At 72.9% G+C, this 25,159-nt stretch carries 26 protein-coding genes; 17 read left to right on the top strand and 9 right to left on the bottom strand.

Annotated elements, in window-relative coordinates:
• Window position 1: 1 nt before the first annotated feature.
• The 4 genes from pnuC to ACXNSR_RS09545 are packed head-to-tail and all read left to right on the top strand — an operon-like array spanning window position 2 to window position 3,418.
• Window positions 2–610, top strand: coding sequence for a nicotinamide riboside transporter PnuC (pnuC, locus tag ACXNSR_RS09560; protein WP_458641676.1), 609 nt, complete (start codon window positions 2–4; stop codon window positions 608–610).
• Complete coding sequence (locus tag ACXNSR_RS09555; protein WP_458641675.1) at window positions 607–1,686, top strand: AAA family ATPase; 1,080 nt, start codon at window positions 607–609, stop codon at window positions 1,684–1,686. Before pnuC ends, ACXNSR_RS09555 begins: the two co-directional genes overlap by 4 nt.
• Window positions 1,683–2,411: an NUDIX hydrolase gene (locus tag ACXNSR_RS09550; protein WP_458641674.1), complete on the top strand. Its 729-nt coding sequence runs from the start codon at window positions 1,683–1,685 to the stop codon at window positions 2,409–2,411. Before ACXNSR_RS09555 ends, ACXNSR_RS09550 begins: the two co-directional genes overlap by 4 nt.
• The gene (locus tag ACXNSR_RS09545; protein ID WP_458641673.1) at window positions 2,408–3,418 is read left to right on the top strand and encodes an ADP-ribosylglycohydrolase family protein; all 1,011 of its coding nucleotides are present in this window, start codon (window positions 2,408–2,410) and stop codon (window positions 3,416–3,418) included. Before ACXNSR_RS09550 ends, ACXNSR_RS09545 begins: the two co-directional genes overlap by 4 nt.
• Window positions 3,419–3,433: 15 nt before the next feature.
• On the opposite strand, the gene ACXNSR_RS09540 is transcribed toward ACXNSR_RS09545, so the two are convergent.
• The 3 genes from ACXNSR_RS09540 to ACXNSR_RS09530 form a co-directional block, all read right to left on the bottom strand.
• A complete protein-coding gene (locus ACXNSR_RS09540) occupies window positions 3,434–4,114 on the bottom strand; it encodes a nucleotidyltransferase domain-containing protein (RefSeq protein ID WP_458641672.1) in 681 nt (226 codons plus the stop codon).
• A gap of 28 nt (window positions 4,115–4,142) precedes the next feature.
• Entirely contained in the window at window positions 4,143–4,631 is a 489-nt protein-coding gene (locus tag ACXNSR_RS09535) for a Rieske (2Fe-2S) protein (RefSeq protein WP_458641671.1), read from the bottom strand.
• Window positions 4,632–4,711: 80 nt separating this feature from the next.
• Entirely contained in the window at window positions 4,712–5,053 is a 342-nt protein-coding gene (locus ACXNSR_RS09530; protein ID WP_458641670.1) for a DUF952 domain-containing protein, read from the bottom strand.
• A gap of 59 nt (window positions 5,054–5,112) precedes the next feature.
• Between ACXNSR_RS09530 and ACXNSR_RS09525 the strand changes: the two genes are divergently transcribed.
• From ACXNSR_RS09525 to der, 5 genes are all read left to right on the top strand, one after another.
• Window positions 5,113–5,640, top strand: a complete 528-nt coding sequence (locus ACXNSR_RS09525) for a YidB family protein (RefSeq protein ID WP_458643243.1) — start codon at window positions 5,113–5,115, stop codon at window positions 5,638–5,640.
• A gap of 131 nt (window positions 5,641–5,771) precedes the next feature.
• Complete coding sequence (locus ACXNSR_RS09520) at window positions 5,772–6,860, top strand: prephenate dehydrogenase (RefSeq protein ID WP_458641669.1); 1,089 nt, start codon at window positions 5,772–5,774, stop codon at window positions 6,858–6,860.
• A 143-nt stretch (window positions 6,861–7,003) separates the two neighbouring features.
• The gene (cmk, locus tag ACXNSR_RS09515; protein ID WP_458641668.1) at window positions 7,004–7,711 is read left to right on the top strand and encodes a (d)CMP kinase; all 708 of its coding nucleotides are present in this window, start codon (window positions 7,004–7,006) and stop codon (window positions 7,709–7,711) included.
• 56 nt (window positions 7,712–7,767) lie between these two features.
• Entirely contained in the window at window positions 7,768–8,355 is a 588-nt protein-coding gene (locus tag ACXNSR_RS09510) for a lysophospholipid acyltransferase family protein (protein WP_373041677.1), read from the top strand.
• A 76-nt stretch (window positions 8,356–8,431) separates the two neighbouring features.
• Entirely contained in the window at window positions 8,432–9,895 is a 1,464-nt protein-coding gene (gene der / locus ACXNSR_RS09505; protein WP_458641667.1) for a ribosome biogenesis GTPase Der, read from the top strand.
• 34 nt (window positions 9,896–9,929) lie between these two features.
• Here the strand turns inward: der and ACXNSR_RS09500 are convergent, their stop codons facing one another.
• On the bottom strand, window positions 9,930–10,292 hold the full coding sequence (locus ACXNSR_RS09500; RefSeq protein WP_458641666.1) for a hypothetical protein: 363 nt from the start codon (window positions 10,290–10,292) through the stop codon (window positions 9,930–9,932).
• A 208-nt stretch (window positions 10,293–10,500) separates the two neighbouring features.
• The gene (locus tag ACXNSR_RS09495; protein ID WP_458641665.1) at window positions 10,501–11,310 is read right to left on the bottom strand and encodes a hypothetical protein; all 810 of its coding nucleotides are present in this window, start codon (window positions 11,308–11,310) and stop codon (window positions 10,501–10,503) included.
• Window positions 11,311–11,606: 296 nt separating this feature from the next.
• Between ACXNSR_RS09495 and ACXNSR_RS09490 the strand changes: the two genes are divergently transcribed.
• The 3 genes from ACXNSR_RS09490 to ACXNSR_RS09480 all read left to right on the top strand — a co-directional run bounded on the left by ACXNSR_RS09490 (window position 11,607) and on the right by ACXNSR_RS09480 (window position 13,998).
• A complete protein-coding gene (locus ACXNSR_RS09490; RefSeq protein WP_458641664.1) occupies window positions 11,607–12,326 on the top strand; it encodes a transglycosylase family protein in 720 nt (239 codons plus the stop codon).
• 110 nt (window positions 12,327–12,436) lie between these two features.
• Window positions 12,437–12,979: a hypothetical protein gene (locus ACXNSR_RS09485; RefSeq protein ID WP_458641663.1), complete on the top strand. Its 543-nt coding sequence runs from the start codon at window positions 12,437–12,439 to the stop codon at window positions 12,977–12,979.
• A gap of 38 nt (window positions 12,980–13,017) precedes the next feature.
• Window positions 13,018–13,998 (top strand): helix-turn-helix transcriptional regulator, encoded by a 981-nt coding sequence (locus ACXNSR_RS09480; RefSeq protein WP_458641662.1) that lies wholly within the window; start codon window positions 13,018–13,020, stop codon window positions 13,996–13,998.
• Window positions 13,999–14,284: 286 nt separating this feature from the next.
• On the opposite strand, the gene ACXNSR_RS09475 is transcribed toward ACXNSR_RS09480, so the two are convergent.
• Window positions 14,285–15,370, bottom strand: coding sequence for a phosphatase PAP2 family protein (locus ACXNSR_RS09475; protein ID WP_458641661.1), 1,086 nt, complete (start codon window positions 15,368–15,370; stop codon window positions 14,285–14,287).
• Window positions 15,371–15,612: 242 nt separating this feature from the next.
• Window positions 15,613–16,722: a hypothetical protein gene (locus tag ACXNSR_RS09470; protein ID WP_458641660.1), complete on the bottom strand. Its 1,110-nt coding sequence runs from the start codon at window positions 16,720–16,722 to the stop codon at window positions 15,613–15,615.
• Window positions 16,723–17,043: 321 nt separating this feature from the next.
• Here ACXNSR_RS09470 and ACXNSR_RS09465 point away from each other — a divergent pair, with 321 nt between their 5' ends.
• Together ACXNSR_RS09465 and ACXNSR_RS09460 are read left to right on the top strand one after the other, a co-directional pair.
• Window positions 17,044–18,687: an MFS transporter gene (locus ACXNSR_RS09465; protein WP_458641659.1), complete on the top strand. Its 1,644-nt coding sequence runs from the start codon at window positions 17,044–17,046 to the stop codon at window positions 18,685–18,687.
• Between the two features lie 180 nt (window positions 18,688–18,867).
• A complete protein-coding gene (locus ACXNSR_RS09460) occupies window positions 18,868–20,040 on the top strand; it encodes an acyl-CoA dehydrogenase family protein (RefSeq protein WP_458641658.1) in 1,173 nt (390 codons plus the stop codon).
• Window positions 20,041–20,049: 9 nt separating this feature from the next.
• Here ACXNSR_RS09460 and ACXNSR_RS09455 read toward each other — a convergent pair whose 3' ends face one another.
• Complete coding sequence (locus tag ACXNSR_RS09455) at window positions 20,050–20,499, bottom strand: cell division protein SepF (RefSeq protein ID WP_030012752.1); 450 nt, start codon at window positions 20,497–20,499, stop codon at window positions 20,050–20,052.
• 285 nt (window positions 20,500–20,784) lie between these two features.
• On the opposite strand from ACXNSR_RS09455, the gene ACXNSR_RS09450 reads away from it, so the two are divergent.
• From ACXNSR_RS09450 to ACXNSR_RS09440, 3 genes are all read left to right on the top strand, one after another.
• A complete protein-coding gene (locus tag ACXNSR_RS09450) occupies window positions 20,785–22,095 on the top strand; it encodes a DUF5685 family protein (protein WP_458641657.1) in 1,311 nt (436 codons plus the stop codon).
• 616 nt (window positions 22,096–22,711) lie between these two features.
• On the top strand, window positions 22,712–23,596 hold the full coding sequence (locus tag ACXNSR_RS09445; RefSeq protein ID WP_458641656.1) for a S1 family peptidase: 885 nt from the start codon (window positions 22,712–22,714) through the stop codon (window positions 23,594–23,596).
• Between the two features lie 97 nt (window positions 23,597–23,693).
• Window positions 23,694–24,173, top strand: a complete 480-nt coding sequence (locus ACXNSR_RS09440) for a hypothetical protein (RefSeq protein WP_458641655.1) — start codon at window positions 23,694–23,696, stop codon at window positions 24,171–24,173.
• Window positions 24,174–24,191: 18 nt separating this feature from the next.
• Here ACXNSR_RS09440 and ACXNSR_RS09435 read toward each other — a convergent pair whose 3' ends face one another.
• Window positions 24,192–25,088, bottom strand: a complete 897-nt coding sequence (locus ACXNSR_RS09435) for a DUF4231 domain-containing protein (RefSeq protein WP_458641654.1) — start codon at window positions 25,086–25,088, stop codon at window positions 24,192–24,194.
• Between the last annotated feature and the right edge of the window lie 71 nt (window positions 25,089–25,159).

The raw sequence follows: 25,159 nt of genomic DNA, 5'->3' as shown, positions 1-25,159 counted from the left end.
CATGAGTTGGAGCATGAGCTGGACCGAGGTGCTCGGCTTCGCCACCGGCGCGCTGTGCGTCTGGCTGGTCGCCCGGCAGCACGTGGCCAACTGGCCGATCGGGATCGCCAACAACATCTTCTTCATCGTGCTCTTCGCCCAGGCCGGCCTCTACGCCGACGCCGGGCTCCAGATCGTCTTCATCGCCCTCGCCGCATACGGCTGGTGGTCCTGGACCCACGGGGGTGGACCAGGATCCGCCGGGGCCCTGCCGGTGCGCCGCACCACGCGCACCGAATGGGCCGGGCTCGCCGCGGCGGGGGCGGTGGGGGTGCTCGCCCTCACCCTGCTGCTGGACCGGGCCACCGACTCCACCGTCCCCTTCTGGGACGCGCTGACCACCGGGCTCTCGCTCGTCGCCACGTACGGGCAGTGCCGCAAGCTCGTGGAGTCCTGGTGGCTGTGGATCGCCGCCGACCTCGTCTACATCCCGCTCTACGCCCACAAGGGCCTCTACCTGACCTCCGCGCTCTACGTGGGCTTCCTCGCCCTGTGCGTGGTCGGACTCCTCGGCTGGCGGCGCACCCTGCCCGCCCGCGACGCCCGTACGGCGGCGGAGGCGACGGCATGAGGCGCCACGGGCACGGCCTGGTCCTCGGCAAGTTCTACCCGCCGCACGCCGGCCACCACCACCTCGTGCGCACCGCCCAGGACCAGTGCGAGCGGCTGACCGTGCTGGTGTGCGCTGCCTCGGTGGAGTCGGTCCCGCTCGCCGACCGGGTCGCCTGGATGCGCGAGGCGCACCCCGGCGCGGAGGTCGTCGGCGCGGTGGACGACATCCCGGTCGACCTGCACGACCCGCAGATCTGGGAGGCGCACATGGCCGTCTTCCGCGGCGCGGTCCCCGGGCGGGTGGACGCCGTGTTCACCTCGGAGGAGTACGGGAGCGAGCTCGCCCGGAGGTTCGGCGCCGAGGAGGTCCTCGTGGACCGGGAACGGACGCTGTTCCCGGTGTCCGGTACGGCGGTGCGCAAGGACCCGGCCGGTTCCTGGGAGTTCCTCGGGCCGGCCGTCCGGGCCGCCCTCACCCGGCGCGTCGTCGTCCTCGGCGCGGAGTCCACCGGCACCACCACGCTCTCGCGGGCCCTGGCCGACCACTACCGGCGCCGCGGCGGCGTATGGGCCAAGACGGGCTGGGTCGCCGAGTACGGGCGCCGGTACAGCGAGGAGAAGCTGGCGGCGGCCCGCGCCGCCGACCCGGCGGCCTCCTGGGAGGACGTGTCCTTCGCCTCCGAGGAGTTCCCGGTCATCGCACGCCGCCAGGACGCGGACGAGGAGCAGGCGGCCCGGCTCGGCTCCCCGGTGCTGTTCTGCGACACCGACTCCTTCGCGACCGGCATCTGGCACGAGCGGTACACGGGCGGCCGCAATGCCGAGGTCGAGCGGATCGCCGGCCTCACCCGGCGGGACCTGTACCTGCTCACCGACCACGCCGACGTGCCCTTCGAGGACGACGGACTGCGGGACGGAGAGCACCTGCGGCCCTGGATGACCGAGCGGTTCCGGGCGGAACTGGAGCGCACCGGGAGGCGTTTCCTCGTCGTGCGCGGGGACCGGGCGGCCCGGCTGGAGGAGGCCGTCCGCGCCGTGGACGCCCTGCTGGCCGAGGGCTGGCACTTCACCGACCCCCTTCCGGAGAACCGATGACCGCCGGCTATGACCCCTACGCCTTCGAGCCGTTCGCGGTGACCGCGGACCTGGCTGTCTTCACCGTGCGCGGCGGCGCCCTGCACGTCCTGCTGATCCGGCGCGGCCAGGAACCGTACGCCGGAGCCTGGGCGCTGCCCGGCGGGTTCGTCCTGCCGCGGGAGTCCGCCGAGACCGCGGCCCGGCGCGAACTGGCCGAGGAGACCGGCCTGCCGGACCGGCTCGTCGCCGAACTCCACCTGGAGCAGCTGCGCACGTACAGCGAACCGGACCGCGACCCCAGGATGCGGGTGGTCTCGGTGGCCTTCACCGCGCTCGTCCCGGACCTGCCGGAGCCGGCCGCCGAGGGCGGCGGGGACGCGGCGCACGCCCGCTGGACCGCGCTGGACGAGGTCTCGGAACTCGCCTTCGACCACGCGGTGATCCTCGCGGACGCACGCGAGCGGATCGGCGCCAAGCTCGAGTACACCTGCCTGGCCACCGGCTTCTGCCCGCCCGAGTTCACCCTCGGCGAGCTCCGGTCCGTCTACGAGACCGTCTGGAACACCACCCTCGACCGCCCCAACTTCCGCCGCAAGGTCCTGGCGACGCCGGGCTTCGTCGAGGCCGTACCGGGCGCCGCCCGGCTGACCGGCGGCCGTGGCAAACCGGCCGCCCTCTACCGGCCCGGTCCGGCGACCACCCTCCACCCTCCGCTGCTGCGACCGGAAGGATCCACCCGATGACCAAGCGAGCCGCCACCGGCGCCATGATCGGCCTGGCCCTGGGCGACGCCCTCGGCTTCCCGACCGAGTTCAACGACGTGCCCTCGATCCTGGCCAAGACCGGCCCCTGGCGGGAGATGGGCCTGCCGCGCCCGGCGATCGTCACGGACGACACCCAGATGACCCTCGCCCTGGCCCGCGGCATGCGCACGGCGGCCGAGCGCGGCCCGGTGGGCCCGCTGCGCCTGACCCGGCCGGTCCGCGAGGAGTTCGTCGACTGGTACCACTCCCCGGAGAACAACCGGGCCCCGGGCCGCACTTGCATGACGGCCTGCCGGCTGCTGGACTCCCCGGACCGGGACTGGCGCGATGCCAGCCAGATCGGCTCCAAGGGCTGCGGCGCCAACATGCGGGTGGTCCCGGTCGGGCTGGTGCCGGGCTGGACCGAGGAGGAACGGGCGGGCGCGGCGCAGCTCCAGTCCGCCCTCACCCACGGGCACCCGACGGCGCTCGCCGCCTCCGACCTGACCGCCCGGGCCGTGCACCTGCTGGCCGGCGGGACCGAGGTGACCGGGCTCGTCGGGCGGCTGCGCTCGTACGCCCTGGAGAACCGCACCCGCTACCACGAGCGCTGGCTGGGCGACCTGTGGATGCGCACCGCGTCCGACGCCTCCGCGGAGTCGTTCATCGCCCGGGGCTGGGACGAGTGCCTGGCGGTCCTCGACCGGCTCGCGGCCGCCCTGCGCTCGCCCTCCCCGGAGACCGACCCCTGCCTGACCACGGGCGACGGCTGGATAGCCGAGGAGGCCCTCGCCACCGCCCTGCACTGCTTCCTGCTCTTCCCCGAGGAGCCCCTGACCGCGCTGCGCCGGGCCGCCTGCACGCGCGGCGACTCCGACTCCATCGCCTGCCTCGCGGGCGCCTTCGCCGGAGCCCACCTCGGCGCGGACGTCTGGCCCCGCGAATGGGAGGGCCGCATCGAGTACCGGGACGAACTCCTGGCCTTCGGCACCCTCTGGGACGCCTGAGCAGTGCCGGACGCGCTACGCGGCCGACGCGCGGCGGGCGCGGACCAGGAAGTCCTGCACCCGGGCGTGGTCCGGCTCCGCCGGCAGCACGGTGCGGGCCAGGGCGCTTTCCGTCTCCTCCTGGAGACGCGCCATCCAGGCGTCGACCTCCTCCCAGGTGAGCTCGCCGCGGCGGACCGCGAGCAGGCGGTCGCGGTGCGGGGTGGCGTCGACGGTCAGCCGGCCGGTGCGCAGGAGGTCACGGCAGGACAGCAGCAGGCGCAGCAGGTGCATGGCGTGCTTCCAGCGCGGGGCGCCGTGCACGCGGACATCGGCGAGGAGTTTGCCGCGCTGGGAGGCCGCGTACCGGGTGAAGCTGGTGTGGGCCCGGCGGGAGAGGAAGGCCTCGCGGAGGGAGAGCAGTTCCTCGCCGACCGGGGTGACCTCTTCCACCAGGGGGGAGTGCAGGCACTCCAGGATGTTCGGGTTGGCCCGCAGGGCCAGTTCGCAGAAGCGCTCCAGCTCCCAGGAGAACTCCTCGTCCCGCGGGCCCTCCACGTGCGTGGGGGGTTTCTCGAACCGCCAGAACAGCGGCGTCGGGGCGAGGTAGACACCGCGCAGGTCGGTGTCGCTCGCCCCCGTCGCCAGTCCGAACGCCCGGGAGCCCATCACGCACCGGTAGACGGTGTGGTCCCGTACCAGCGTCAGATCGTCCATTCGGGGAGCTTAGGCGTCTGACCTGCCGCTATGCGAGCGAGATATTGCCGTCCGCCGCGACCTTGATCTTCTTCTCCGCCAGCCCCTTGGTGGCCGGGCCCTTGGTCACCGCGCCGTCGGCGATCGCGAACTTGCTGTTGTGGCAGGGGCAGTCGATGCTGCCGTCCTCCACCTTGTTGACCAGGCAGCCCTGGTGGGGGCAGACCGCCGTGAAGCATTTGAAGGTGCCGGCCTTGGGCTGGGTGACCACGACCTTCTCCTCCTTGAAGACCTTGCCGCCGCCCACCGGCACGTCCGCCTTCTTGGTGAGGGCCTTGCCGGCCGCGGCGCCGGTGTCCGCCGGGGTGGCGGGAGCCGGGGCCGCGGGCTCCGCGGGCTGGGCGGGCACCTCGTTCGGTTCCCCCGGGGAGGCCTTTTCACCGCCGCTGCTGCCACAGGCGGTGATCGCACCGCCGGCCAGGGCGGCCGCGCCGATCGTCAGTACCGTGCGCCGGGCGGTGTGCGTGAGGTCGCTCATGAGTCTCTCCTCGCTTCGTGGCCGGATGGCGTCAGCATCCTGGCCTGCGGCGGGCCTCGGGTGAAGCCTGCCGCGCCGATTCATCGGCCCGGTTCCCATGGGGCCAGTGAGGCAGGGCTGCCGGGTGTGCGTACGACCTCCCACACGTGGATCACGGCTTCCCGGTTCAGCGGGCCGTGAACATGCGGGTAACGGCCGCCGGAATCACTCTCCCGGCGGACCTCGGCGGTCAGCACGTCCTCGTCGAGCTCCACCGCGAGCAGGATCCCGGGTACCGACCGGTAGTGCGCGTCGACGATCGCGAGTGCCGTGGGGCGGTCCGCGGAACAGTGCACGAACCCCTCGGCCGCCAGTGAGGGCGGGGCGTACGGGAGCTCGGGGGAGGCGGCCCAGTCGGCGAGCGGGACGATGTGGAAGATCATGCGGATGGTTCTACCGCAGGGGGCGCGCAGGTGTGCGCCAGGTGGCGGCACTGTCCGCCATGGGTGACATTATCCGTGTCTCGAACCCGGGTACGCCCATGTCCGCGCGACCCGGTCCCTCTGCGAAAGGCACGACGATGGCGGGTAACGACCTCGGCTCCCTTCTCGGCGGTCTCCTGGGCGGGAGCGGCGGTCAGGGCGGGAGCGCCGGAGGCGGTGCCGCGGGCGGCGCCGGCAACATCCTCGGTGCGCTGCTCGGCGCCCTCATGGGCGGAGCCGGCGGTTCCCGGGCCGACGGCAGCAACCCGCTCGGCGGACTGATGGACATGCTGACCAAGTCCGGCCTCGCCGACCAGGCCCAGTCATGGATCGGCACCGGTGACAACCAGTCGGTCAGCGGAGCCCAGATCGCCGAGGCACTGCCCGACGAGGCCCTGCAGAAGGCGGCCGCGCAGGCCGGCGTCAGCCCGCAGGAGGCCGCCGACCAGATCGCACGGGCACTGCCGACCGCCGTCGACAGGCTGAGCCCGCAAGGGCAGCTTCCGACCGGTTCGCTGGAGGAGATCATCCGCGCGCAGAAGTTCTGACCGGCCGAAGCGCCGTCCGAGGGCCCGGCCGCCGTCCCACGGGATGGGCGGTCGGGCCCTCGTGCCGCAGTCGCTGGATACCCTGGCCGGACAGTCCGTCAGCTCGCCTTTCCGTCCCCTGGGAGTACCTCGTGAGAACCGCCGTCGTCATCGGAACCGGACTGATCGGCACCTCCGCGGCGCTCGCCCTGTCCGCCAGGGGGATCACCGTCCACCTCGCCGACCACGACCCGGACCGGGCCCGTACGGCCGCCGCCCTCGGGGCCGGCACCGACGAGGCCCCCGAGGGGCAGGTCGACCTCGCGATCGTCGCCGTACCGCCGGCCCACGTGGCCGCGACCCTGGCCGACCTGATCGGGCGCCGGGTCGCGCGCGCCTACGTGGACGTGGCCAGCGTCAAGGGCGGACCGCGGCGGGAGCTGGCGGCGCTCGGCGTGGACGTCACCGCGTACATCGGGACGCACCCGATGGCCGGCAAGGAGCAGTCGGGGCCGCTCGCCGCCACCGCGGACCTTTTCGAGGGCCGCCCGTGGGTGCTGACCCCCACCCGGGACACCGACCACGAGGTGCTCAACCTCGCGCTGGAGCTGGTGGCCCTGTCCCGGGCCGTACCGGTGGTGATGGACGCGGACGCCCACGACCGCGCGGTGGCGCTCGTCTCGCACACCCCCCAGCTGGTCTCCAGCATGGTCGCGGCCCGGCTGGAGGAGGCCGACGAGACCGCGGTCCGGCTGTGCGGGCAGGGCATCCGCGACGTCACCCGGATCGCGGCCTCCGACCCGCGGATGTGGGTGGAGATCCTGTCGGCCAACCCGGGACCGGTGGCTGACGTCCTCGCCGGGATCGCCGCCGACCTGGAGGAGACCGTGGAAGCACTGCGCGGCCTGCAGTCCGCCGACGTGGAGAAGCGGCGCGGCGGCGCCGCGGGCATCGAGGACGTGCTGCGCCGCGGGAACGCGGGCCGGGTCCGGGTGCCGGGCAAGCACGGCGCGGCGCCCATCGTCTACGAGACGGTGGCCGTGCTCATCAGCGACCAGCCCGGCGAGCTGGCGCGGATCTTCGCGGACGCGGGGCGAGCCGGGGTCAACATCGAGGACGTACGGATCGAGCACGCGACGGGCCAGCAGGCCGGCCTCGTCCAGCTCATGGTGGAACCGCGGGCGGCGGCCGGCCTGACCGCCGAGCTGCGCGAGCGGGGCTGGGCGCTGCGACAGCAGTAGCACCGGCCGGCAGACCCCTCCCCGGAGTCCGCCGGCCCCCGGAACGCACGGCGGGGACGGGCGCCGTCCGGGGCCGGTAACCTTGGGGAGGGGCGCTTTGCCGCGCCCGGACACGTACGCGCAACCAGGAAGGTGCCCGCACCGTGGAAACCGCAGCTCCGTCCGCCGTGATCGTCGCCATCGACGGTCCCTCCGGCACGGGCAAGTCCAGCACCTCCAAGGCCGTGGCCGCCAAGCTCGGGCTGCGCTACCTGGACACCGGCGCCCAGTACCGGGCCATCACCTGGTGGATGATCACCAACGGCGTCGACACCGACGACCCGCAGGCCATCGCGATCGCCGCCGGCAAGCCCGCCATCGTGTCCGGCACCGACCCGGCCGCCCCCACCATCACCGTGGACGGCCTCGACGCCGCCGGTCCCATCCGGACCCAGGAGGTCACCTCCAAGGTCAGCGCCGTCAGCGCCGTCCCCGAGGTGCGCACCCTGATCACCGACCTGCAGCGGTCCATCGCCGCCGCGGCGGCCCGGGAGGCCGACGGGATCGTCGTCGAAGGCCGGGACATCGGTACCACCGTGCTGCCCGACGCCGACCTCAAGATCTTCCTGACCGCCTCCGCCGAGGCGCGCGCCGCCCGGCGCAGCGGCGAGCTCCGCGGCAAGGAGGCCACCGACCTCGCGGCCACCAAGGAGGCGCTGATCAAGCGCGACGCGGCCGACTCCGGCCGCAAGACCTCCCCGCTGGCCAAGGCCGACGACGCCGTCGAGGTGGACACCACCGAACTCACGCTCGACCAGGTGATCGAGTGCGTCGTGACGCTGGTGGAAGAGAAGCGGGCGGGCAGCAAGTGAGCCAAGCGCCCTCCCTCAAGGGTGCGGCGGTCGGCAGGCGCATCGGCATCGGGCTCATGTACGGGCTCTGGAAGCCGCGCGTGCTGGGGGCCTGGAAGGTGCCCGCCTCGGGCCCCGTCATCCTCGCCGTGAACCACTCGCACAACATCGACGGCCCCATGGTCATGGGCACCGCGCCCAGGCCGCTGCACTTCCTGATCAAGAAGGAAGCGTACGTGGGCCCGCTCGGCCCCTTCCTCGAAGGGATCGGGCAGGTCAAGGTCGACCGCGGCGGCCCCGACCGGACGGCGATAGGCCGCGCCCTCGGCGTGCTCGACAATGGAGGAGCCCTGGGGATATTTCCCGAGGGCACCCGCGGCGAGGGCGACTTCGCCTCGCTGCGCGCGGGCCTCGCGTACTTCGCGGTCCGCAGCGGCGCGCCCATCGTCCCCGTCGCCGTCCTGGGCAGCGGGGACACCCCGGGCCGGGTCGTCAAGGGACTGCCGGCCCTCAAGAGCCGGGTCGACGTCGTCTTCGGCTCGGCCTTCGACGCGGGTGACGGCAGTGGCCGCCGGACCCGTACCGCACTGGACGAGGCCACCGTACGCATCCAGGACCGGCTGACCGCCCACCTGGCCGACGCCAAGCGCCTCACCGGGCGCTGAGCGAGACTTGAAACCAGTAGTGGAACCGCGCTGCGCGGGTACCACCGATCACCACGAACGACGAGGAACGGACTTCATGAACGACCAGCACGACCACGGAGCACTTGGCGATGCCGAGTACGCGGAGTTCATGGAGCTCGCCGCGGAAGAGGGCTTCGACATCGAAGAGGTCGAAGGCGCGATCGAGGAGGCCGGTCACGGCCCGCTTCCCGTCCTCGCCGTCGTCGGCCGCCCGAACGTCGGCAAGTCGACCCTGGTGAACCGGATCATCGGCCGCCGCGAGGCGGTCGTCGAGGACAAGCCCGGCGTCACCCGCGACCGCGTCACGTACGAGGCCGAATGGGCCGGCCGCCGCTTCAAGGTCGTCGACACCGGCGGCTGGGAGCAGGACGTCCTCGGCATCGACGCCTCCGTCGCCGCCCAGGCCGAGTACGCCATCGAGGCCGCCGACGCCGTCGTCTTCGTCGTCGACTCCAAGGTCGGCGCCACCGACACCGACGAGGCCGTCGTACGGCTGCTGCGCAAGGCGGGCAAGCCCGTCGTGCTCTGCGCCAACAAGGTCGACGGCCAGAGCGGCGAGGCCGACGCGGCCTCCCTGTGGTCGCTCGGCCTCGGTATGCCGCACCCGGTCTCCTCGCTCCACGGCCGCGGCACCGGTGACATGCTCGACGCCGTCCTGGAGGCCCTGCCCGAGGCACCCGAGCAGACCTTCGGCGGCGCCGCCCCCGGCGGCCCGCGCCGCATCGCGCTGATCGGCCGCCCGAACGTCGGCAAGTCCTCGCTCCTGAACAAGGTGGCGAAGGAGGACCGCGTCGTCGTCAACGAGCTGGCCGGCACCACCCGCGACCCGGTCGACGAGCTGATCGAACTCGGCGGCATCACCTGGAAGTTCGTCGACACCGCCGGTATCCGCAAGAAGGTCCACCTGCAGCAGGGCGCCGACTACTACGCCTCCCTGCGCACGGCCGCCGCCGTCGAGAAGGCGGAGGTCGCGGTGATCCTGATCGACACCACCGAGACCATCAGCGTCCAGGACCAGCGCATCATCACGATGGCCGTCGAGGCGGGCCGCGCGATCGTGATCGCGTACAACAAGTGGGACGAGCTCGACGAGGAGCGCCGCTACTACCTCGAGCGCGAGATCGAGACCGAGATGCAGCAGGTCTCCTGGGCGCCCCGGGTGAACGTCTCGGCGCTCACCGGCCGTCACATGGAGAAGCTGGTCCCGGCGATCGAGACGGCGCTGGCGGGCTGGGAGACGCGCGTCCCCACCGGCCGGCTGAACGCCTTCCTCGGTGAGGTCGTTGCCGCCCACCCGCACCCGATCCGTGGCGGCAAGCAGCCCCGCATCCTGTTCGGTACCCAGGCGGGCAGCAAGCCGCCGCGGTTCGTCCTCTTCGCCTCCGGCTTCCTGGAGCACGGCTACCGGCGCTTCATCGAGCGCCGCCTGCGCGAGGAGTTCGGCTTCGAGGGCACCCCGATCCACATCTCGGTGCGGGTGCGCGAGAAGCGCGGCGCCCAGTACAAGAAGAAGAAGTAGGAGCCGGGCGGGGGCTCCGGCGGACTCGGCGGGGTCAGTAGCCCCGGCGCGGAGCGGGCGGCAGGGCCGCCGGGATGTGCGTCATCCCGGCCTGGTGCTGCCGCCCGTCGGCGTATCCGGGGCTGCCCGCGTAGGAGTACGCCGGCAGCGGCTGCGGGGTGTACGAGGGCTGCCAGCCGTCGACGCGCTGCCACCCGGAGCCGGTCCAGCCGCTGCCGTACGGGCTGCCGCTCGTGTACGAGCCCCCGTAGGCGAAGGCCGTGAACCCGTGGTCCTCCTCGCCCGTACGGTCGCCCGGCAGCGCCCGGAAGGCGCGCAGGTACTCCGAGTACAGCGTGTCGTAGATCGGGGTGTGCGAGACGGCCGGAGGGGTGTCCCGGTCCCGTGCGGGACGCATCGCGGGGACGGTGCTCTGGTAGGACGGGGCGCGGGTGGAGTCGTATGAATGCACGTATCAGCCAACGAAACCGGCGCGCTGCGGATGCGGGGTGACAGGGCTGGAAACGCAGATCGCCGGGGGTGTGCGGGACGGACCGCACACCCCCGGCGCACGCCTCCCGGCCCCCACGGCAGGGGGCTGGGAGGCCGTTCTCGTACCGGCGGGATCAGGCGCCGGGCGTACCCGCCAGCGGCATCGCGGCGGCGACGAGCTTGCCCGCGGCGGCGGCCTTGTCCAGCGCGTCGCGCAGCAGGTCCTCACGGGGCTGCTGGCCGATGGAGCCGACCGGGGCGGCGTAGATGAGCACGCGCTGGGTCTTGTTGACGGCGGCCCGCCAGCCGTCGGTGACCGACAGCGCCTGGTGCGCCTGCCACCAGGCGACCTGGCCGACGCCGTCGTTGCCCGGCTGCAGGACGGCGTGCAGCTGGCCCGCGGCGAGCAGCACCGACCAGCCGCCGAGGAGGGTGGGGACCTCGGAGGTGTCGGTGACCGGGATGAACCCCTGCTCGATGAGGAGCGGCAGGAAGTCGTCGCCGGGGCCGTCGCTGCCGGGACGGGCGATGGGTGCGGTCGGCTCGACGACCAGGGCGGGGTGCAGCTCGCCGGCGATCAGGATCAGACCGCTGGTGATACCGAGGACGGCCTGGCCGCCGGGCACGTTCTGCGGGGCGGCGCCGGGGCCGCCGGCGGCGGCCGGGCTGTCGCCGGTGATGCTGCGGACGGCGCCCTGGAGCTGCTCCTCGGAGACCGAGACCACCTGGGAGGGGATGCAGGTGGCGTGGGCGAAGGCGAGGACGGCGGTCTCCTCGCCGACGAACAGCACGGTGCTGGTGCGGTCGTTCTCGGGGTCGCCCGGGGTGCGGCAGGAGGTGCAGTCGTAACTGCGCGGCGCGTCCTCGCCGACGAGCAGCCTGTCGGCTTCTTCGTCACCGATCTCGGCACGTACCTCATCACTGACGTCGAGCATGCGCGGCACGGGGTGGCTCCTCGGCATAGGTGCGGGTCCGGGAGGCTCCCGGCTCGCCGGGCTCAACGGCCGAGCGGCGGCCGGGGTCACGCCATTTGAGGGAACGGATTCGAACCTGGCCCCCGGAAGGGTGAACCGGCCGACCTCGGCTTCGTTTCCATGCCAACTGTTTTCTGATCGTGCTCAGTTGATGCCCGAGTGTGGCTGTTTGGGGCGGTGTCGGCGGTCGGCCGACCGGGTGGGGTGCGGTGACCTGCCGCGTGGCGGGCCGGAGGGGGCCGCGGGGGGCTGCGTAGCGTGATCCGATGCCCCGTCACCGGACCCGCCGGGCCGCCTCCGGCGGCGCCGTCGTCGCCCTCGCCGCCGTGCTGGCGCTCGTACTGCCCCGCGCGGCCGTGGCCGCGGCTCCACCGCCTCCGGCGCCCGGGCCGGCCGGGGCGGCGCATCCCGGCTCGCCCGGTGTGATCGGGGACGGGCCGGGGGACTGCGGGCCGGGCGGGGAGTGGCCCTGGGACTGCGTGGCCGACTGCGAGAGCGGTGGGCGATGGGCGGTGAACACCGGCAACGGCTTCTACGGGGGGCTGCAGTTCCGGCAGCCGACGTGGGAGGAGTTCGGCGGGCTGGCGTTCGCCGAACGGGCCGACCTGGCCGGCCGCGTGCAGCAGATCCGGGTCGCGGAGGACGTCCTGGGCTCGCAGGGCTGGAACGCGTGGCCGGTGTGCTCCAAGCGGTACGGGCTGGCCGGACGGATGCACGCGGTGCGCGACGGCGACACGCTGGTGTCGATCGCCCGCAAGCACCGGATCCGGGGCGGGTGGCGGGCCCTGTACGAGGCGAACCGGGAGAGGATCGGACCGAAGCCCGAGGCCCTCGCGGCGGGCATGCTGCTGGTTCTGCCCACCGCGGAGCCCGCCGCCCCGCCGCAGGTCCCGGCCGGGCCCGTACAGGTGCCCGCACAGGTGCCCGCGCCCGCGCCGGTGCCGGTCACCGCTCCGGCCGCTCCGCCACCGGCCCCGCGCCCCTGAGCGGGCCGTCCGGGCCGCCGGGGCCGTCCGCGCGTTGCGCGATGCCGTGCGGGCGCCGACCCTGGAAACGACGGGCCGAACGGCTCGCCCGGACACCGGTGGTGAGCCAGATGGTCCAGAGCAGACACCCACGCGCCCACCCGCGGACCTCCGCACGTGCCGCGGCCTGCACGGCGGCCGCGGTCCTGCTGGCCGTTCCGGCGGCCGTGGGATGGTCCTCGTCCGCGGTGGCGGCGGGAGCACCGGGCCCACCCTCCGCCGCGGTCCTGATCCGGCCGGCGGCGGACGGTCCCGCGGACCCGGAGGCGGCCGAGGCACAGATCGAGAAGAACTGGACCGCGTTCTTCGACCCGAAGACCCCGACCGAGGAGAAGGCCGCTCTGTTGCAGCACGGCGACCTGCTCGAGGTGCTGCTGGACGGCTTCTCGGCCGGTGCCGAAGCGGCCAAGGCCTCCGCCGTGGTCACCGGCGTCACCTTCACCACGCCCACCGAGGCCGAGGTGACCTACGACCTGAAGGTCGGTGACGAGACGGTGATGCCCGGCAGCAAGGGGACCGCGGTCCTCGAGGACGGGGTCTGGAAGGTCTCCCTGAAGACCCTCTGCGCGCTCGTCGGGCTCAGCGGCGCCGAGGCGCCACCGCTGCTCTGCTGAGGCCCCGGCCGGGCGCGGCGCGCTGGCAGACTCGGGGGATGCTCGATACCTCCGCACGACTGCTGCGCCTGCTGTCCCTGCTGCAGGCCCACCGCGAATGGACCGGGGCCGATCTGGCGGACCGCCTCGGGGTCACCGCGCGGACGGTCCGGCGCGACGTCGACCGGTTGCGCGAGCTCGGGTATCCGGTGAACGCCAGCCCCGGGACCGGCGGCGGCTACCAGCTGGGTGCTGGGGCCGAGCTGCCGCCGCTGCTGCTGGACGACGACGAGGCCGTGGCCGTCGCCGTGGGCCTGCGGACCGCCGCCGGGAACGGCGTCGAGGGCATCGGGGAGGCCTCCGTACGCGCCCTCGCGAAGCTGGAGCAGGTGCTGCCGTCGAGGCTGCGCCGCAGGGTGTCCGCGCTCAACGAGTACACCGTGCCGATGCTGCGCGGCGCTCAGCGGTCCACCGTGGACCCCTCGGTGCTGACCGAGCTGGCCTCGGTCTGCCGGGACGGCGAGCGGCTGCGCTTCGGGTACCGCGACCACGAGGGGAACGTCAGCCGCCGCACCGTCGAACCGCACCGGCTGGTCTGCACCGAGCGGCGCTGGTACCTGGTCGCCTGGGACCTGGACCGGGAGGCGTGGCGGACCTTCCGCGCCGACCGGATCGAACCCAGACCTCCGCACGGACCGCGGTTCCCGCCGCGCCCGGCCCCCGCCGAGGACCTCGCCGCGTACGTCTCCGAGGGGGTGTCGCGGCAGGCGTACGCGGCCCGTGCGGTGGTGCGGCTGAAGGTTTCGGCGCAGGACGCGGCACGGATCGTCGGACCGAGCGACGGGGTCCTGGAACCGGTCGACGGGCAGAGCTGCCTGCTGCGGACCGGGGCGGTGAGCCTGGACGTTCTGGTGATTCACGTCATGCTGCTCGGTTGTGAGTTCGAAGTGGTCGAACCACCGGAGCTGACGGATCGGATCAGGGCCGCGCGGGATCTCCTGGGCAGGGCCCTGGAGGCCGGAGAAGTGAAGGAAATGTAGGAGAGCTGAGGGGGATTCAACTGGTCTGGTCCAAGAGGGCCGTGGCAATCCCGGGCCAGAATTCGGCCGCGTTTCGCGCAAATTCCAAACCGTCTGAACCCCGGGCGTGTCGCGGACCGGTAAACAATTTGCGGCTGTTGATATTCTGTGACACAAGCGTGACCCGGGACGGACGAACGTCCGGGCGTGGCGCTGACGAACGGCGAAGGCGGGCCAGGTCGGAGGACCTGGCCCGCCTTCGTGCGCCGCGGGGAGAGGGGTGCGTACCGCCCCCGCGGCGGGACCGTCAGCCGCCGGCGACGGGCCGGGCCGCCGCTCCCCGGGCAGTGGCCCGTTCGGTGTGCGCCGGGCGGCGGCTGCCGTTCGGCGTGACCGGGGTCCGCTCGGAGCGGATCACGTGCGGCCGGCCGGCCGGGTGCACGGCGGGCCGGGCGGTGGGGGAGTGCGCGGTGGCGGTGGCCGCCGCGGCCGCGGTGGCCGTGACGGGCTGCGGGACCGGCTCCCCGGTGGTGTCGGTGGCGGCCTCGGCGGGGCTCCGCAACTGCCACTTGCCGCCCGCCGAGAGCAGCGGGGTGAGCACGGAGACCACCGGCGCCGGCATGCGCCCGGTCTCGGCGCGGCGGCGCAGCAGCTCGCGCACGTCGAAGACGTAGGCCTCGGTCCGGGCGATGAGCGGCTCGAACCAGGGGAGGGCCAGCATGATCAGCAGACCCGCGGACCAGCCGAGCAGGACGTCGCTGACCCAGTGGGTGCCGAGGTACACGGTGGTGGCGCCGACGCTCAGCGAGACGACCGCGGACACCACGGACAGCACCCGCCGGGTGACCCCGGTGGAGGCCAGGTAGGCCAGGATGCCCCACGTCACCACGGCGTTGGCGGTGTGACCGGAAGGGAATATATCGCCGCCGGCGAAGAGTTCGGCGGATCCGATCTCCGTGGCGTAGTGCGGACCGAGCCGGCCGAGGCCGAGCTTGACGGACCCCACGGTGATGTTGAGCAGCAGCAGCGCCACGCCGAGGGTGATCAGCGGGCGGAGGGTGTGCTGCCGCCAGGAGCGCCAGCCGAGCCAGGCGGCGACCATGACCGCGGTGGGGCCGCGCTGGCCCAGCACGACCAGGTAGTCGAGGAAGGCGTGCAGCTGCGGCCACTGCTCGTAGGGCCGGAAGAACATGATCTGCCAGTCCAGGCGGACCAGCCAGGAAGTGGTCAGTACGGCGACCACGATTGCGAGATAGAAGGCGAGGGTCGATCCCAGGAGTACGACGCGGTGCCGGCTCATCTGCGGGGTTTGCAGATGAGCCGGTCGCTCTGGTTCCCGGTCCAGCCGGGCGAACACCCGCTCCAGACGGGTCAGGATTTGGTCGGTACGCACTCAATCGACGTTACCGCCCGCCGCTGGTCGGCCCGGGCGAATCGCGGGGTTTGTGATGACCATGTGATGTGGAGTTGGTCTCACGTGGGACTTAATTCCCGCTATTTCGGCAGTGGTTGGCCGCCCCTTGATCGACTGTCTCCGTGAATTGTTTCGGTCGCTTATATGGGCTTTATTGCCGTGCGGGCCATTCCTTTTGCTGAAAGATGGGCCGGAATGATCCATTCCGTGACGTGCGGGTCCTAAGGAGGACCCGATCCGTTCAGCCAGAACGCCCCGTAGACCGCCGAGGCCAGCGCCAGCGCGCCCACCACCGCGGCCGCCCGCCCGGTCCGCCGGCGCGCCAGCGCCACCGCCGGCGGCAGCACCAGCGGGAAGGCGGGCAGCAGCAGCCGGGGCTTGGAGCCGAAGTACCCGGACGCGCACAGCGCCAGCGCCACGACGATCCCGCAGTACACGAGCAGCGGCACCGGCTGCCGCTGCTGGACGCACTTCCCGTACAGCCAGAGCACCAGCGCGACCCCCGCGATCAGCCCCACCCCGGCGGGGAACGCGGACGAGGCCAGCTTCGCCCCGATGAACCCCGCGAACGCCCAGCCGCCGTCGAAGCCGTTGCCCCAGCCGCCCTGCACCTCCAGGTAGCCCAGCAGCCCGCCCCCGGTGCGCGCGCCGACCCACAGCACGTACGCCGCCGCGCCCGCCGGAGCCAGCAGCACCCCCACGACCGTCCGCCAGGACCGCTCCCCGCGCCGCCAGGCCAGCGCGGCGGCCACCCACACCGCCGCGACCACCGCCGCGCCGACCGGGCGGGTCAGCCCGGCCCCGGCCGCCAGCAGCCCCGCCGTCAGCCACCGTCCGCGCAGGGCCCCGTAGAGGCCCCAGGCGGCCAGGGCCGTGAACAGCGACTCGCTGTACGCCATGGACTGCACGATCCCGACCGGCAGCGCCGCCCAGACCGCGACCGCGAACACCCCGGCCCGGCGGCCGTGGACCAGGTCGGCCACCGCGAAGATCCCCCAGGCCGCCGCGAGCCCCGCGACCACCGACACCACCAGACCCGCGGAGCCGTACGAGAGCCCGGTCGCGGCGGACACCAGCCGCTCCAGCCACGGCAGCAGCGGGAAGAACGCCAGGTTCGAGTGGACGTCCCCGTTGGGCAGGGCGATCTCGTAGCCGTACCCCTCCGCGGCGATGCGGGCGTACCAGAGCGAGTCCCAGCGGGCGGACAGCAGTGTGTGCGGGCTGCTGCCGACCGCCGCGCCCCACGCCGCGAGCACGGTCAGCCCGAGCAGCCGGACCGCGGCGAAGGCGGCCAGTGCGGGCGCGGCCCGGCGAAATCCAAGATCTTCCACAGGCATGATTATCGGTGGCGGCGGCCATGCGCCCCTCAGGAGCCGGAGCCGGGCGGGAAGCGCGGCGACGGGGAAACCACGGGCCGTGAGCGCGCGTGTACACGGGGGAAGGATGACGGTGGAGGGAGTGGCACACGCCACACGGAGGCCGTCACCGGGATGAGAGCTTGACCACGTGTCGGGCAGACGAACTCGCGTACGCTGACCGTTCACTCGCGTGTCGATGCCGGACCCCGTTGGACGCCGCACAGCGCACCACCCCCCGTGGCTCCACAAGACGCTGGTCCGCCGAGCCCGAGGGATCACCTGGGAGGTACATGCATGTCGGGGACGAACGCGGCCGGGGTCCGGACCCCTTCCCCCTGGCAGCGGCTGGGCGCCGCCTCCGGTGGGACCAACCGCTGGGTCGTCCTGGCGGTGCTCTGCGTCAGCCTGGTCCTCGTCGCGCTCGACGCGACGATCCTGCACGTCGCCGTCCCCTCCGTCACCGAGGACCTGCGCCCCGGCTCGATCGAGCTCCTGTGGATCGTCGACGCCTACCCGCTGGTCTGCGCCTCGCTGCTCATCCTCTTCGGCACCCTCGGTGACCGGGTCGGCCGCCGCCGCGTCCTCCTCCTCGGCTACGGGCTCTTCGGCGTGGCCTCCGCGATAGCGGCCCTCGCCGACAACGCCCAGGTGCTGATCGCCGCGCGCGCCCTGCTCGGCATCGGCGGCGCGATGATCATGCCCGCCACCCTGTCGATCCTGCGCCAGGTCTTCCCCGACCGGCGCGAGCGGGCGCTCGCCATCGGCATCTGGACCGCCGTCGCCGCCATCGGCGCGGCCAGCGGACCGGTCCTCGGCGGCTTCCTCATCGAGCACTTCTGGTGGGGCTCGGTCTTCCTCATCAACATCCCGCTGATGGCCCTGATCCTGCCGCTCGGCCGCTGGCTGCTGCCGGAGTCGCGCGGATCCGCCGACGGGCCGTGGGACGTCCTCGGCGCGCTGATGGCCGCCGTCGGCGTACTGGGCACGGTCCTCGGGATCAAGCGGCTGGGCGCCGAACGCCGGCTCCTCGACGCCGAGGCACTGCTCCCGCTGCTGCTCGGCGTGGTGCTGCTCGTGCTGTTCGTACGGCGCCAGAAGCGGCGCGAGCACCCCCTGATCGACATGCGGATGTTCGCGCGGGCCGCCTTCTCCACCTCGGTCGCGTGCATCGTCCTCGCCATGCTCGCCCTGGTCGGCCTGGAGCTGATCGCCGTCCAGTACCTCCAGCTGGTGCTGCACCTCAGCCCGCTGGAGACCGGCCTGCGACTGCTGCCGCTGACCTTCGCCGCCATGGCCGCGGGTGCCACCGGCTCGTACACCCTGGCCCGGGTCGGGCCGCGCACGATGGTGTCGCTGGGCTTCGTCCTGACCGCCTGCGCCGTGCTCCTGCTGACCCTCATGGGCCAGCAGGACCGGCCGCTGCTGCTGACCATCGGCTTCATCCTGCTCGGCTTCGGGCTGCAGACGACGCTGTTCGCCGCGTACGAGTCGATGCTGAGCGAGGCCCCGGCGGCCACCGCGGGCGGCGCGGCCTCGATCGGCGAGACCTCGTACCAGCTGGGCGCGGGCATCGGCATCGCGCTGCTGGGCAGCGTGATGAACGCGGCGTACCGGCCGGGCCTCATGGACGTGCCGGGGGTGTCGGCGGCGGACTCGGCGGGGGCGGCGAACTCCCTGGGCGAGGCCTACCAGATCGCCGCGCACCTCGGGGGGCCGGCGGGGGCGTCGCTGCACGCGGCGGCGCGGCAGTCGTTCGTGCACGGACTGCACGTGACGCTGCTGGTGAGCGCGGTGCTGCTGTTCGCGGGGGCGGTGATGGCGCTGAAGCTGCCGCGGGTCATGGACTGCGGGGCGGCGGAGGACGAGGCGGCGGAGGTGCGGTTGCCCGCGCAGGCGAAGGGGGAAGCGCGGCCGACCCCGGTCGAGCAGGCGGGCTGACGCCGTCCGGTGCCGCCGGGTGAGGCGCCGTTGCCGGGGGCGCCGCCCCCGGACCCCCGCGCCTCAATCGCCGGCGGGGCCGCAACGGTGGGGTCTGGATTTGCCCGGCGATGGCTAATAGCTTCGGGCGAGCGCAAAACTTGCGCTGCTAGGTTCTGTCTCAGGCCGCCGGGAGGCCCAGTGTCCGCGTTCCTGCCCCATGATCCGCTCGGGCTCGACGAGCTCCTCGGGCCCGAGGACCTCGCCGTCCGGGACACCGTCCGCGCCTGGGCCGCCGACCGGGTGCTGCCGAACATCGCGCAGTGGTACGAGAGCGGCGAGCTGCCCGGGATCCGCGAGCTGGCCCGCGAGCTCGGTGGCATCGGAGCGCTCGGGATGTCCCTGGAGGGCTACGGGTGCGCCGGCGCCAGCGCCGTGCAGTACGGCCTCGCCTGCCTGGAGCTGGAGGCCGCCGACTCCGGCATCCGCTCGCTGGTCTCCGTTCAGGGGTCGCTGGCCATGTACGCGATCTGGAAGTACGGCTCCGAGGAGCAGAAGCAGCGCTGGCTGCCCGGCATGGCCGCGGGCGAGCTCATCGGCTGCTTCGGGCTGACCGAGCCCGACGTGGGCTCGGATCCCGCGGCGATGCGCACCTACGCCAAGCGCGACGGCACCGACTGGGTGCTGAACGGCCGCAAGATGTGGATCACCAATGGTTCCGTCGCGGCGGTCGCCGTGGTGTGGGCGCAGACCGACGAGGGGATCCGCGGTTTCGCGGTGCCCACCGACACCCCCGGCTTCTCCGCGCCGGAGATCAAGCACAAGTGGTCGCTGCGGGCCAGCGTCACGAGCGAGCTGGTGATGGACGACGTACGGCTGCCCGCCGACGCGGTGCTGCCGCTGGTCACCGGGCTCAAGGGGCCGCTCGGCTGCCTCAGCCACGCGCGGTACGGGATCATCTGGGGATCCATGGGCGCGGCGCGGGCCAGTTTCGAGTCCGCGCTCGACTACGCGAGGACGCGGGAGCAGTTCGGCAAGCCGATCGGCGGCTTCCAGCTGACCCAGGCCAAGCTGGCGGACATGGCCCTGGAACTCCACAAGGGCATCCTGCTCGCCCACCACCTGGGCCGGCGCATGGACGCGGGCACCCTGCGGCCGGAGCAGATCAGCTTCGGCAAGCTCAACAACGTCCGCGAGGCCATCGAGATCTGCCGCACCGCGCGGACCATCCTCGGCGCCAACGGGATCTCCCTCGAATACCCCGTCATGCGGCACGCCACCAACCTCGAATCGGTGCTCACCTACGAGGGCACCGTCGAGATGCACCAGCTGGTGCTGGGCAAGGCACTCACCGGCCTGGACGCCTTCCGGTGAGAGCCCTGCTCAGCTCTGGTTGAAGAAGTCGCGCGAGCGGCCGCCCGCTTCGCCGCTGACGATCTGGGTGTCGGCCGGGGTCAGGAGGAAGACCCTGGTCGCCACCCGCTCGATCGAACCGCGCAGCCCGAAGGTCAGTCCGGCCGCGAAGTCGACGACGCGCTTCGCGTCACCCGGGTCCATCGACGACAGGTTGACGATCACCGGGACCCCGTCGCGGAACAGCTCGCCGATGCCCCGCGCGTCACGGAAACCGTCCGGGGTCACCGTCGCGATGCGGCGGCCGTGCTCGACGGCCGACTCGGAGGCCACCCGGACCCGGGGGTCGGTGACCCACTGCTCGCCGGGGCCGGCCACCGAACCCTGGGCGGCCTCCGCGTAGTCGTCGTCGTAGTAGCGATCGTCGTCGCTGTCCTCCACGAGACCCAGCCAGGCACTCGCCTTGCGCACCGAACCCATGGACTGCCTCCTTTCACCGCGGTCAGTCTGTCTTCTCTCCGCTGCCCCTATGCTCGTCCATGATGCTGACAACGCGCCAAGTGGATAGTCGCCGCGCACGGGTTTCGTGACGGTACTGGTGCAGAACATCCGTTGCACGGTCAAGGATCCTGTTCGCCACCACTGCTGACTGAGTGAAAATACGACCGCTGCCGCCTTACGGGTGAGCGACGCGGACGTACGGGTGAAGCGCGAGGGTCGATACGATGCCCGGCAAGCACGCGTACGACACACGGGGGAAGCAGCTTGTTCGGCATAGTGAGACCTTGCGCGCACCGGCTGGGAGAGCGGTTCAAGGCGGAGTGGATGGCCCATCTGTGCGGGCTCTGCCTGGCACTTCGGGGAGATCACGGACAATTCGCCCGGATCGTTACGAACTATGACGGGCTGCTCGTCTCCGTCCTGACGGAGGCTCAGTCGGGTGCCGCGCCCGAGGCCCGGCGCACCGCGGGACCCTGCCCGCTGCGCGGGATGCGCACCGCCACCGTGGCCCAGGGCGAGGGCGCGCGGCTCGCCGCCGCCGTCTCGCTCGTGCTCGCCTCCGCCAAGGTGCGCGACCACGTGGCCGACCGGGACGGGCTGTTGGCCCGTGCCCCGATAGCCGCCGCCGCACGCAAGGTGGCCCGCGGCTGGGACCGGGCCGGAGCCCGCACCGGCGCCTCGCTCGGCTTCGACACCGCCGTGCTCGTCGACGCGGTGGACCGGCAGGCGGGCATCGAGACGCTCGCCGGCCTCGGCACCCCGGTCCTCGTGGTGACCGAGCCGACGGAGACCGCGACGGCCGCCGCCTTCGCGCATACCGCGCAACTGGCCGGACGGCCGGGCAACGCCCCCGCGCTGGCCGAGGCCGGCCGGTACTTCGGCCGGCTCGCGCACCTGCTGGACGCGGTGGAGGACCAGGGTGCCGACGCCGTCGCGGGCGCCTGGAACCCGCTCACCGCCACCGGGACCTCGCTCACCGAGGCCCGCAGGCTCTGCGACGACGCCCTCCACGGCATCAAGCTCGCGCTGGGCGAGGTCGAGTTCACGGACGCCGGGCTCGCCCACCGGCTGCTCGTGCACGAGCTGCGCACCTCGGTGGACCGGGCCTTCGGCACCGGCAGCTGCGGCCACACGGCGACTGCATCCGCCGGCCAGGGCGGCAACCCGTACGCGGGCCAGCCCTACGGTGGCCAGGGTGGGAACCAGTACGGCCAGAACCCGTACGGCCAGAACCCGTACGGCGGGGCCCCGTACGGCGGGGGAGCGGGCGGCCCAGGGATGCCGCCCACGGGCCCGGGCGGATTCGGCGGCGCGCAGCCCCCGCAGAAGCCCCGCCGCGGACTGCTCGCGGGCTGCGCGGTGGCCATCGGGCTGTTCTGCACCTGCCAGATGTGCTGCACCGAGCACGAGGGACCGTGGTCCCGGAAGAAGCGGGACCCGTGGTGCGACGCCTGCGAGTGCTGCGAAAACTGCGACTGCTGCAGCAGCAGCGGCGAGAGCGGCGGGAGTGGTGGGAGTGGTGGCGGTGGTGGTGACGGCTGCTGCAGCTGTGACTGCTGCGGCTGCGACTGCTGAGGCTCTTTCAGATTTCACAGGTCCGGACGGCGTACGCGGGGATTCCCGCCCGGACCCGTGTGGAAGGGTTGAGCGGGATGAGCGACGACGCAGACCCGCACGCCGCGCGGCGGGAACGGCATGAACGCAGGGCGGCGGCCGCGTCCGCGCCCTACGGCCCCCTCGCGCTGACCGGAACCCTCCGGCCCGCCGACTACCCGGAAGGTCGAATTCCGGCCGTTCCGGGGCACCGGAGCCGCACGGAGACCGGTGCGGCGCCGCACGCCACCGCCGGGCGCTCCGGCCCCCGCTTTTGTCGCCCGAACCCCGGCATACCCGACGCGCGCGGCGCGATCGCGGTGGATCCCCGCCGCTCCCGCTGTCCGCGCGCGCCTTCGCGGACCGCTTCGACCGTCCTTTTCCGCCGCCCGGGAACCCGCTGCCCTTCGAGGCCGCGGCGGGCGGGCGGAGGCTGAAAGCCGCTCTTGCTACCGGTATCCGACGACAGGACACTCCCGACAGCGCTTGTCAGGGGCACGGCCAAAGTTCATGCGCCCGCCGTGCCCCCGGCTGCGCCTCACGGGCTCCGGTACCCCCACAACCGCCGGGCCCCCGAACCTCTCCAGGAGGACGAGAAGTGAGGATCAAGCGCACGACCCGTACCAGGCTGCTCGCGGTGGCCACCGGCCTGGCCGCCGCCGCAGCGCTCGCCGTCCCCACGGCTGCGAGCGCGGACCCGAAGGACGGCGGTTTCAGCGCCGACCAGCTCGCCTCGGCCGGCGCATCCGTCCTGCGCGCCGACGTGGCGGGCACCGCCTGGCACACCGACCCCGCCACCGGAACCCTCGTGGTCTCCGCCGACTCCACGGTCTCCGACGCCGGCATCGCGAGAATCAAGCGCGAGGCCGGAGCCGATGTCGGAGCACTGCGCATCGAACGCATCCCCGGCAAGCTCACCAAACTGGTCTCCGGCGGCGACGCCATCTACGCCACCAGCTGGCGCTGCTCGCTGGGCTTCAACGTACGCAGCGGCAGCAACTACTACGCCCTGACCGCCGGGCACTGCACCGACGGCGCGGGCACCTGGTGGAGCAACTCCGCCCGCACCACCGTCGTGGGCTCCACGGTCGGCTCCAGCTTCCCGACCAACGACTACGGCCTCATCAAGTACGCCAGCAACACGCCGGTGCCCCCCGGGACCGTCGGCAGCCAGGACATCACCAGCGCCGTGAACGCCACGGTCAACATGTCGGTGACCCGCCGCGGATCCACCACCGGTATCCACAGCGGCCGGGTCACCGGGCTCAACGCCACCGTCAACTACGGTGGCGGCGACATCGTCTACGGCATGATCCGCACCAACGTGTGCGCCGAACCCGGCGACAGCGGCGGCCCGCTCTACTCGGGCACCCGCGCCGTCGGCCTCACCTCCGGCGGCAGCGGCAACTGCTCCTCGGGCGGGACGACCTTCTTCCAGCCCGTGGTCGAAGCCCTCAACGCGTACGGAGTCAGCGTCTACTGACGATGACTCACGCGCCCCCGTCGCACCCCTGGACGTCCTCCCGCCTTCTGGGAGGATGTTCGGGGCGGCCGTGTCCACGGGGGAGGCTGGTTTCTGCATGAAACGCATCGGCGTGACCGGGCACCGGGCCATTCCCGACTCGGTGCTCGGCCATGTGGAGGACGGTCTGCGGGCCGTACTGGCCGGCCACGAAGGACCGTTGGAGGCCTTCTCCAGCCTCGCCGAGGGAGCGGACCAGCTGTTCGCCGCCATCGCCCTCGAAAACGGCGCCGACCTCACCGTGGTGATCCCCAGCGGGGACTACGAGGACGCCTTCGAGGGCGCCGAGGCCCTCGCCCGCTACCGCGGACTCAAGAACCGGGCCACCCAGGAGGTCCGGATGGACTTCGCCCGCTCCACGGACGAGGCCTACTACGCCGCCGGCACCTACATAGCCGACTCCTGCGACCGGATCGTCGCCGTCTGGGACGGACAGCCCGCCCGCGGCCACGGCGGTACCGCCGAGATCGTCGCCTACGCGCGGGCGCTCGGCAAACCGGTCACCGTCATCTGGTGCGAGGGCGTGACCCGGGACTGAGCCACGCCCCTGTAGCCCTCAGCTGCTGTGCCGGGCCAGCCAGTCCGTGTGCTGCGGGGACACGTACCGCTCCGTCTCGTACACCGACGAGGGCCACTGCGACTCGGTGATGGTCGTCTGCATCACGACCATCATCGCCGCCAGGTCCTGCTCGATCAGCGTGTGCGCCTCGATCAGCGGATGGTGGCGGCGCACCTCGTTCCAGGCGATCCCGGCCGCCGCCGCCGCGCTCAGCAGCGCCGTCAGCCTCGGCCCCGGACCCGAACCGAACGACCCCAGCAGCGCGAACAGCAGCGCCAGACAGGTCAGCAGCACGATCGTCCACGACCACAGGTTCGTCGCCCGCCGGGACACCTCCGTGCGCCGCCGGTACCAGTTGCGCTGCTCGATCAGCCGGTCCCGGACGTACGTCTCGCGCCGCGCCTGGTAGTCCATCCCGCGCAACCGCTGCATCGCGCCGGTGATCTCCCCGCCCTCCGGCACCGTCCCGGCGGTCCGCGGATCCTCCCAGCCCATCTTCCGCAGCTCGGCCAGACCCGCCTCCAGCCGGGTGCGGTACGTCGCCTCGGGAGCGGCGACCGCACTGCCGAACGGCGCCCCGTGCACCGCGTACCGCCAGGCCAGGGACTTGATGAACTCCGCCGCACTGCGGTTGAGCTGCCACTGCGGACGGGCCCGGCGCCGCGTCGCCCGCATCCCCACGCCCAGCACCCCCACGTACGAGAGCACGCTCAGCAGCCCGAAGAGGTACATCGAGCCCAGCTTCGGCCCGGCGGGCAGCGCGGCGGCCGCCGCGGCCGCGACCAGCAGCAGCAACTGGGCGCGGGTGGCCTGGGTCGACTCCCGCTGCCGGGAGATCGCCGCCTGGTCGGTGTGGTGGAAGAGGGCCGGCAGGTCCTCGTTTCGAAAGGTCATGCTGTCGGTCACAGCGCCCCCCTGCTGTCGGGTGGCGGGCGGCGGGGGCCCCGCGGTCGCGGGAGCCCCGC

The organism is Streptomyces sp. NC-S4 (assembly GCF_054353315.1).
Note: the sequence above shows the minus strand (reverse complement) of the source record. Positions and strands in the feature narration are given on the sequence as shown.

Coding starts and splice junctions, on each gene's coding strand:
- ACXNSR_RS09490 (WP_458641664.1), top strand. CDS start 11,607: ATGCCCCGTCACCGGACCCGCCGGGCCGCCTCCGGCGGCGCCGTCGTC.
- ACXNSR_RS09535 (WP_458641671.1), bottom strand. CDS start 4,631: ATGAGCGACCTCACGCACACCGCCCGGCGCACGGTACTGACGATCGGC.
- ACXNSR_RS09480 (WP_458641662.1), top strand. CDS start 13,018: ATGCTCGATACCTCCGCACGACTGCTGCGCCTGCTGTCCCTGCTGCAG.
- ACXNSR_RS09435 (WP_458641654.1), bottom strand. CDS start 25,088: ATGACCTTTCGAAACGAGGACCTGCCGGCCCTCTTCCACCACACCGAC.
- ACXNSR_RS09540 (WP_458641672.1), bottom strand. CDS start 4,114: ATGGACGATCTGACGCTGGTACGGGACCACACCGTCTACCGGTGCGTG.
- ACXNSR_RS09550 (WP_458641674.1), top strand. CDS start 1,683: ATGACCGCCGGCTATGACCCCTACGCCTTCGAGCCGTTCGCGGTGACC.
- ACXNSR_RS09440 (WP_458641655.1), top strand. CDS start 23,694: ATGAAACGCATCGGCGTGACCGGGCACCGGGCCATTCCCGACTCGGTG.
- ACXNSR_RS09485 (WP_458641663.1), top strand. CDS start 12,437: ATGGTCCAGAGCAGACACCCACGCGCCCACCCGCGGACCTCCGCACGT.
- pnuC (WP_458641676.1), top strand. CDS start 2: ATGAGTTGGAGCATGAGCTGGACCGAGGTGCTCGGCTTCGCCACCGGC.
- ACXNSR_RS09465 (WP_458641659.1), top strand. CDS start 17,044: ATGTCGGGGACGAACGCGGCCGGGGTCCGGACCCCTTCCCCCTGGCAG.
- ACXNSR_RS09500 (WP_458641666.1), bottom strand. CDS start 10,292: ATGCGTCCCGCACGGGACCGGGACACCCCTCCGGCCGTCTCGCACACC.
- ACXNSR_RS09455 (WP_030012752.1), bottom strand. CDS start 20,499: ATGGGTTCGGTGCGCAAGGCGAGTGCCTGGCTGGGTCTCGTGGAGGAC.
- der (WP_458641667.1), top strand. CDS start 8,432: ATGAACGACCAGCACGACCACGGAGCACTTGGCGATGCCGAGTACGCG.
- ACXNSR_RS09545 (WP_458641673.1), top strand. CDS start 2,408: ATGACCAAGCGAGCCGCCACCGGCGCCATGATCGGCCTGGCCCTGGGC.
- ACXNSR_RS09525 (WP_458643243.1), top strand. CDS start 5,113: ATGGGTGACATTATCCGTGTCTCGAACCCGGGTACGCCCATGTCCGCG.
- ACXNSR_RS09530 (WP_458641670.1), bottom strand. CDS start 5,053: ATGATCTTCCACATCGTCCCGCTCGCCGACTGGGCCGCCTCCCCCGAG.
- ACXNSR_RS09555 (WP_458641675.1), top strand. CDS start 607: ATGAGGCGCCACGGGCACGGCCTGGTCCTCGGCAAGTTCTACCCGCCG.
- ACXNSR_RS09510 (WP_373041677.1), top strand. CDS start 7,768: ATGTACGGGCTCTGGAAGCCGCGCGTGCTGGGGGCCTGGAAGGTGCCC.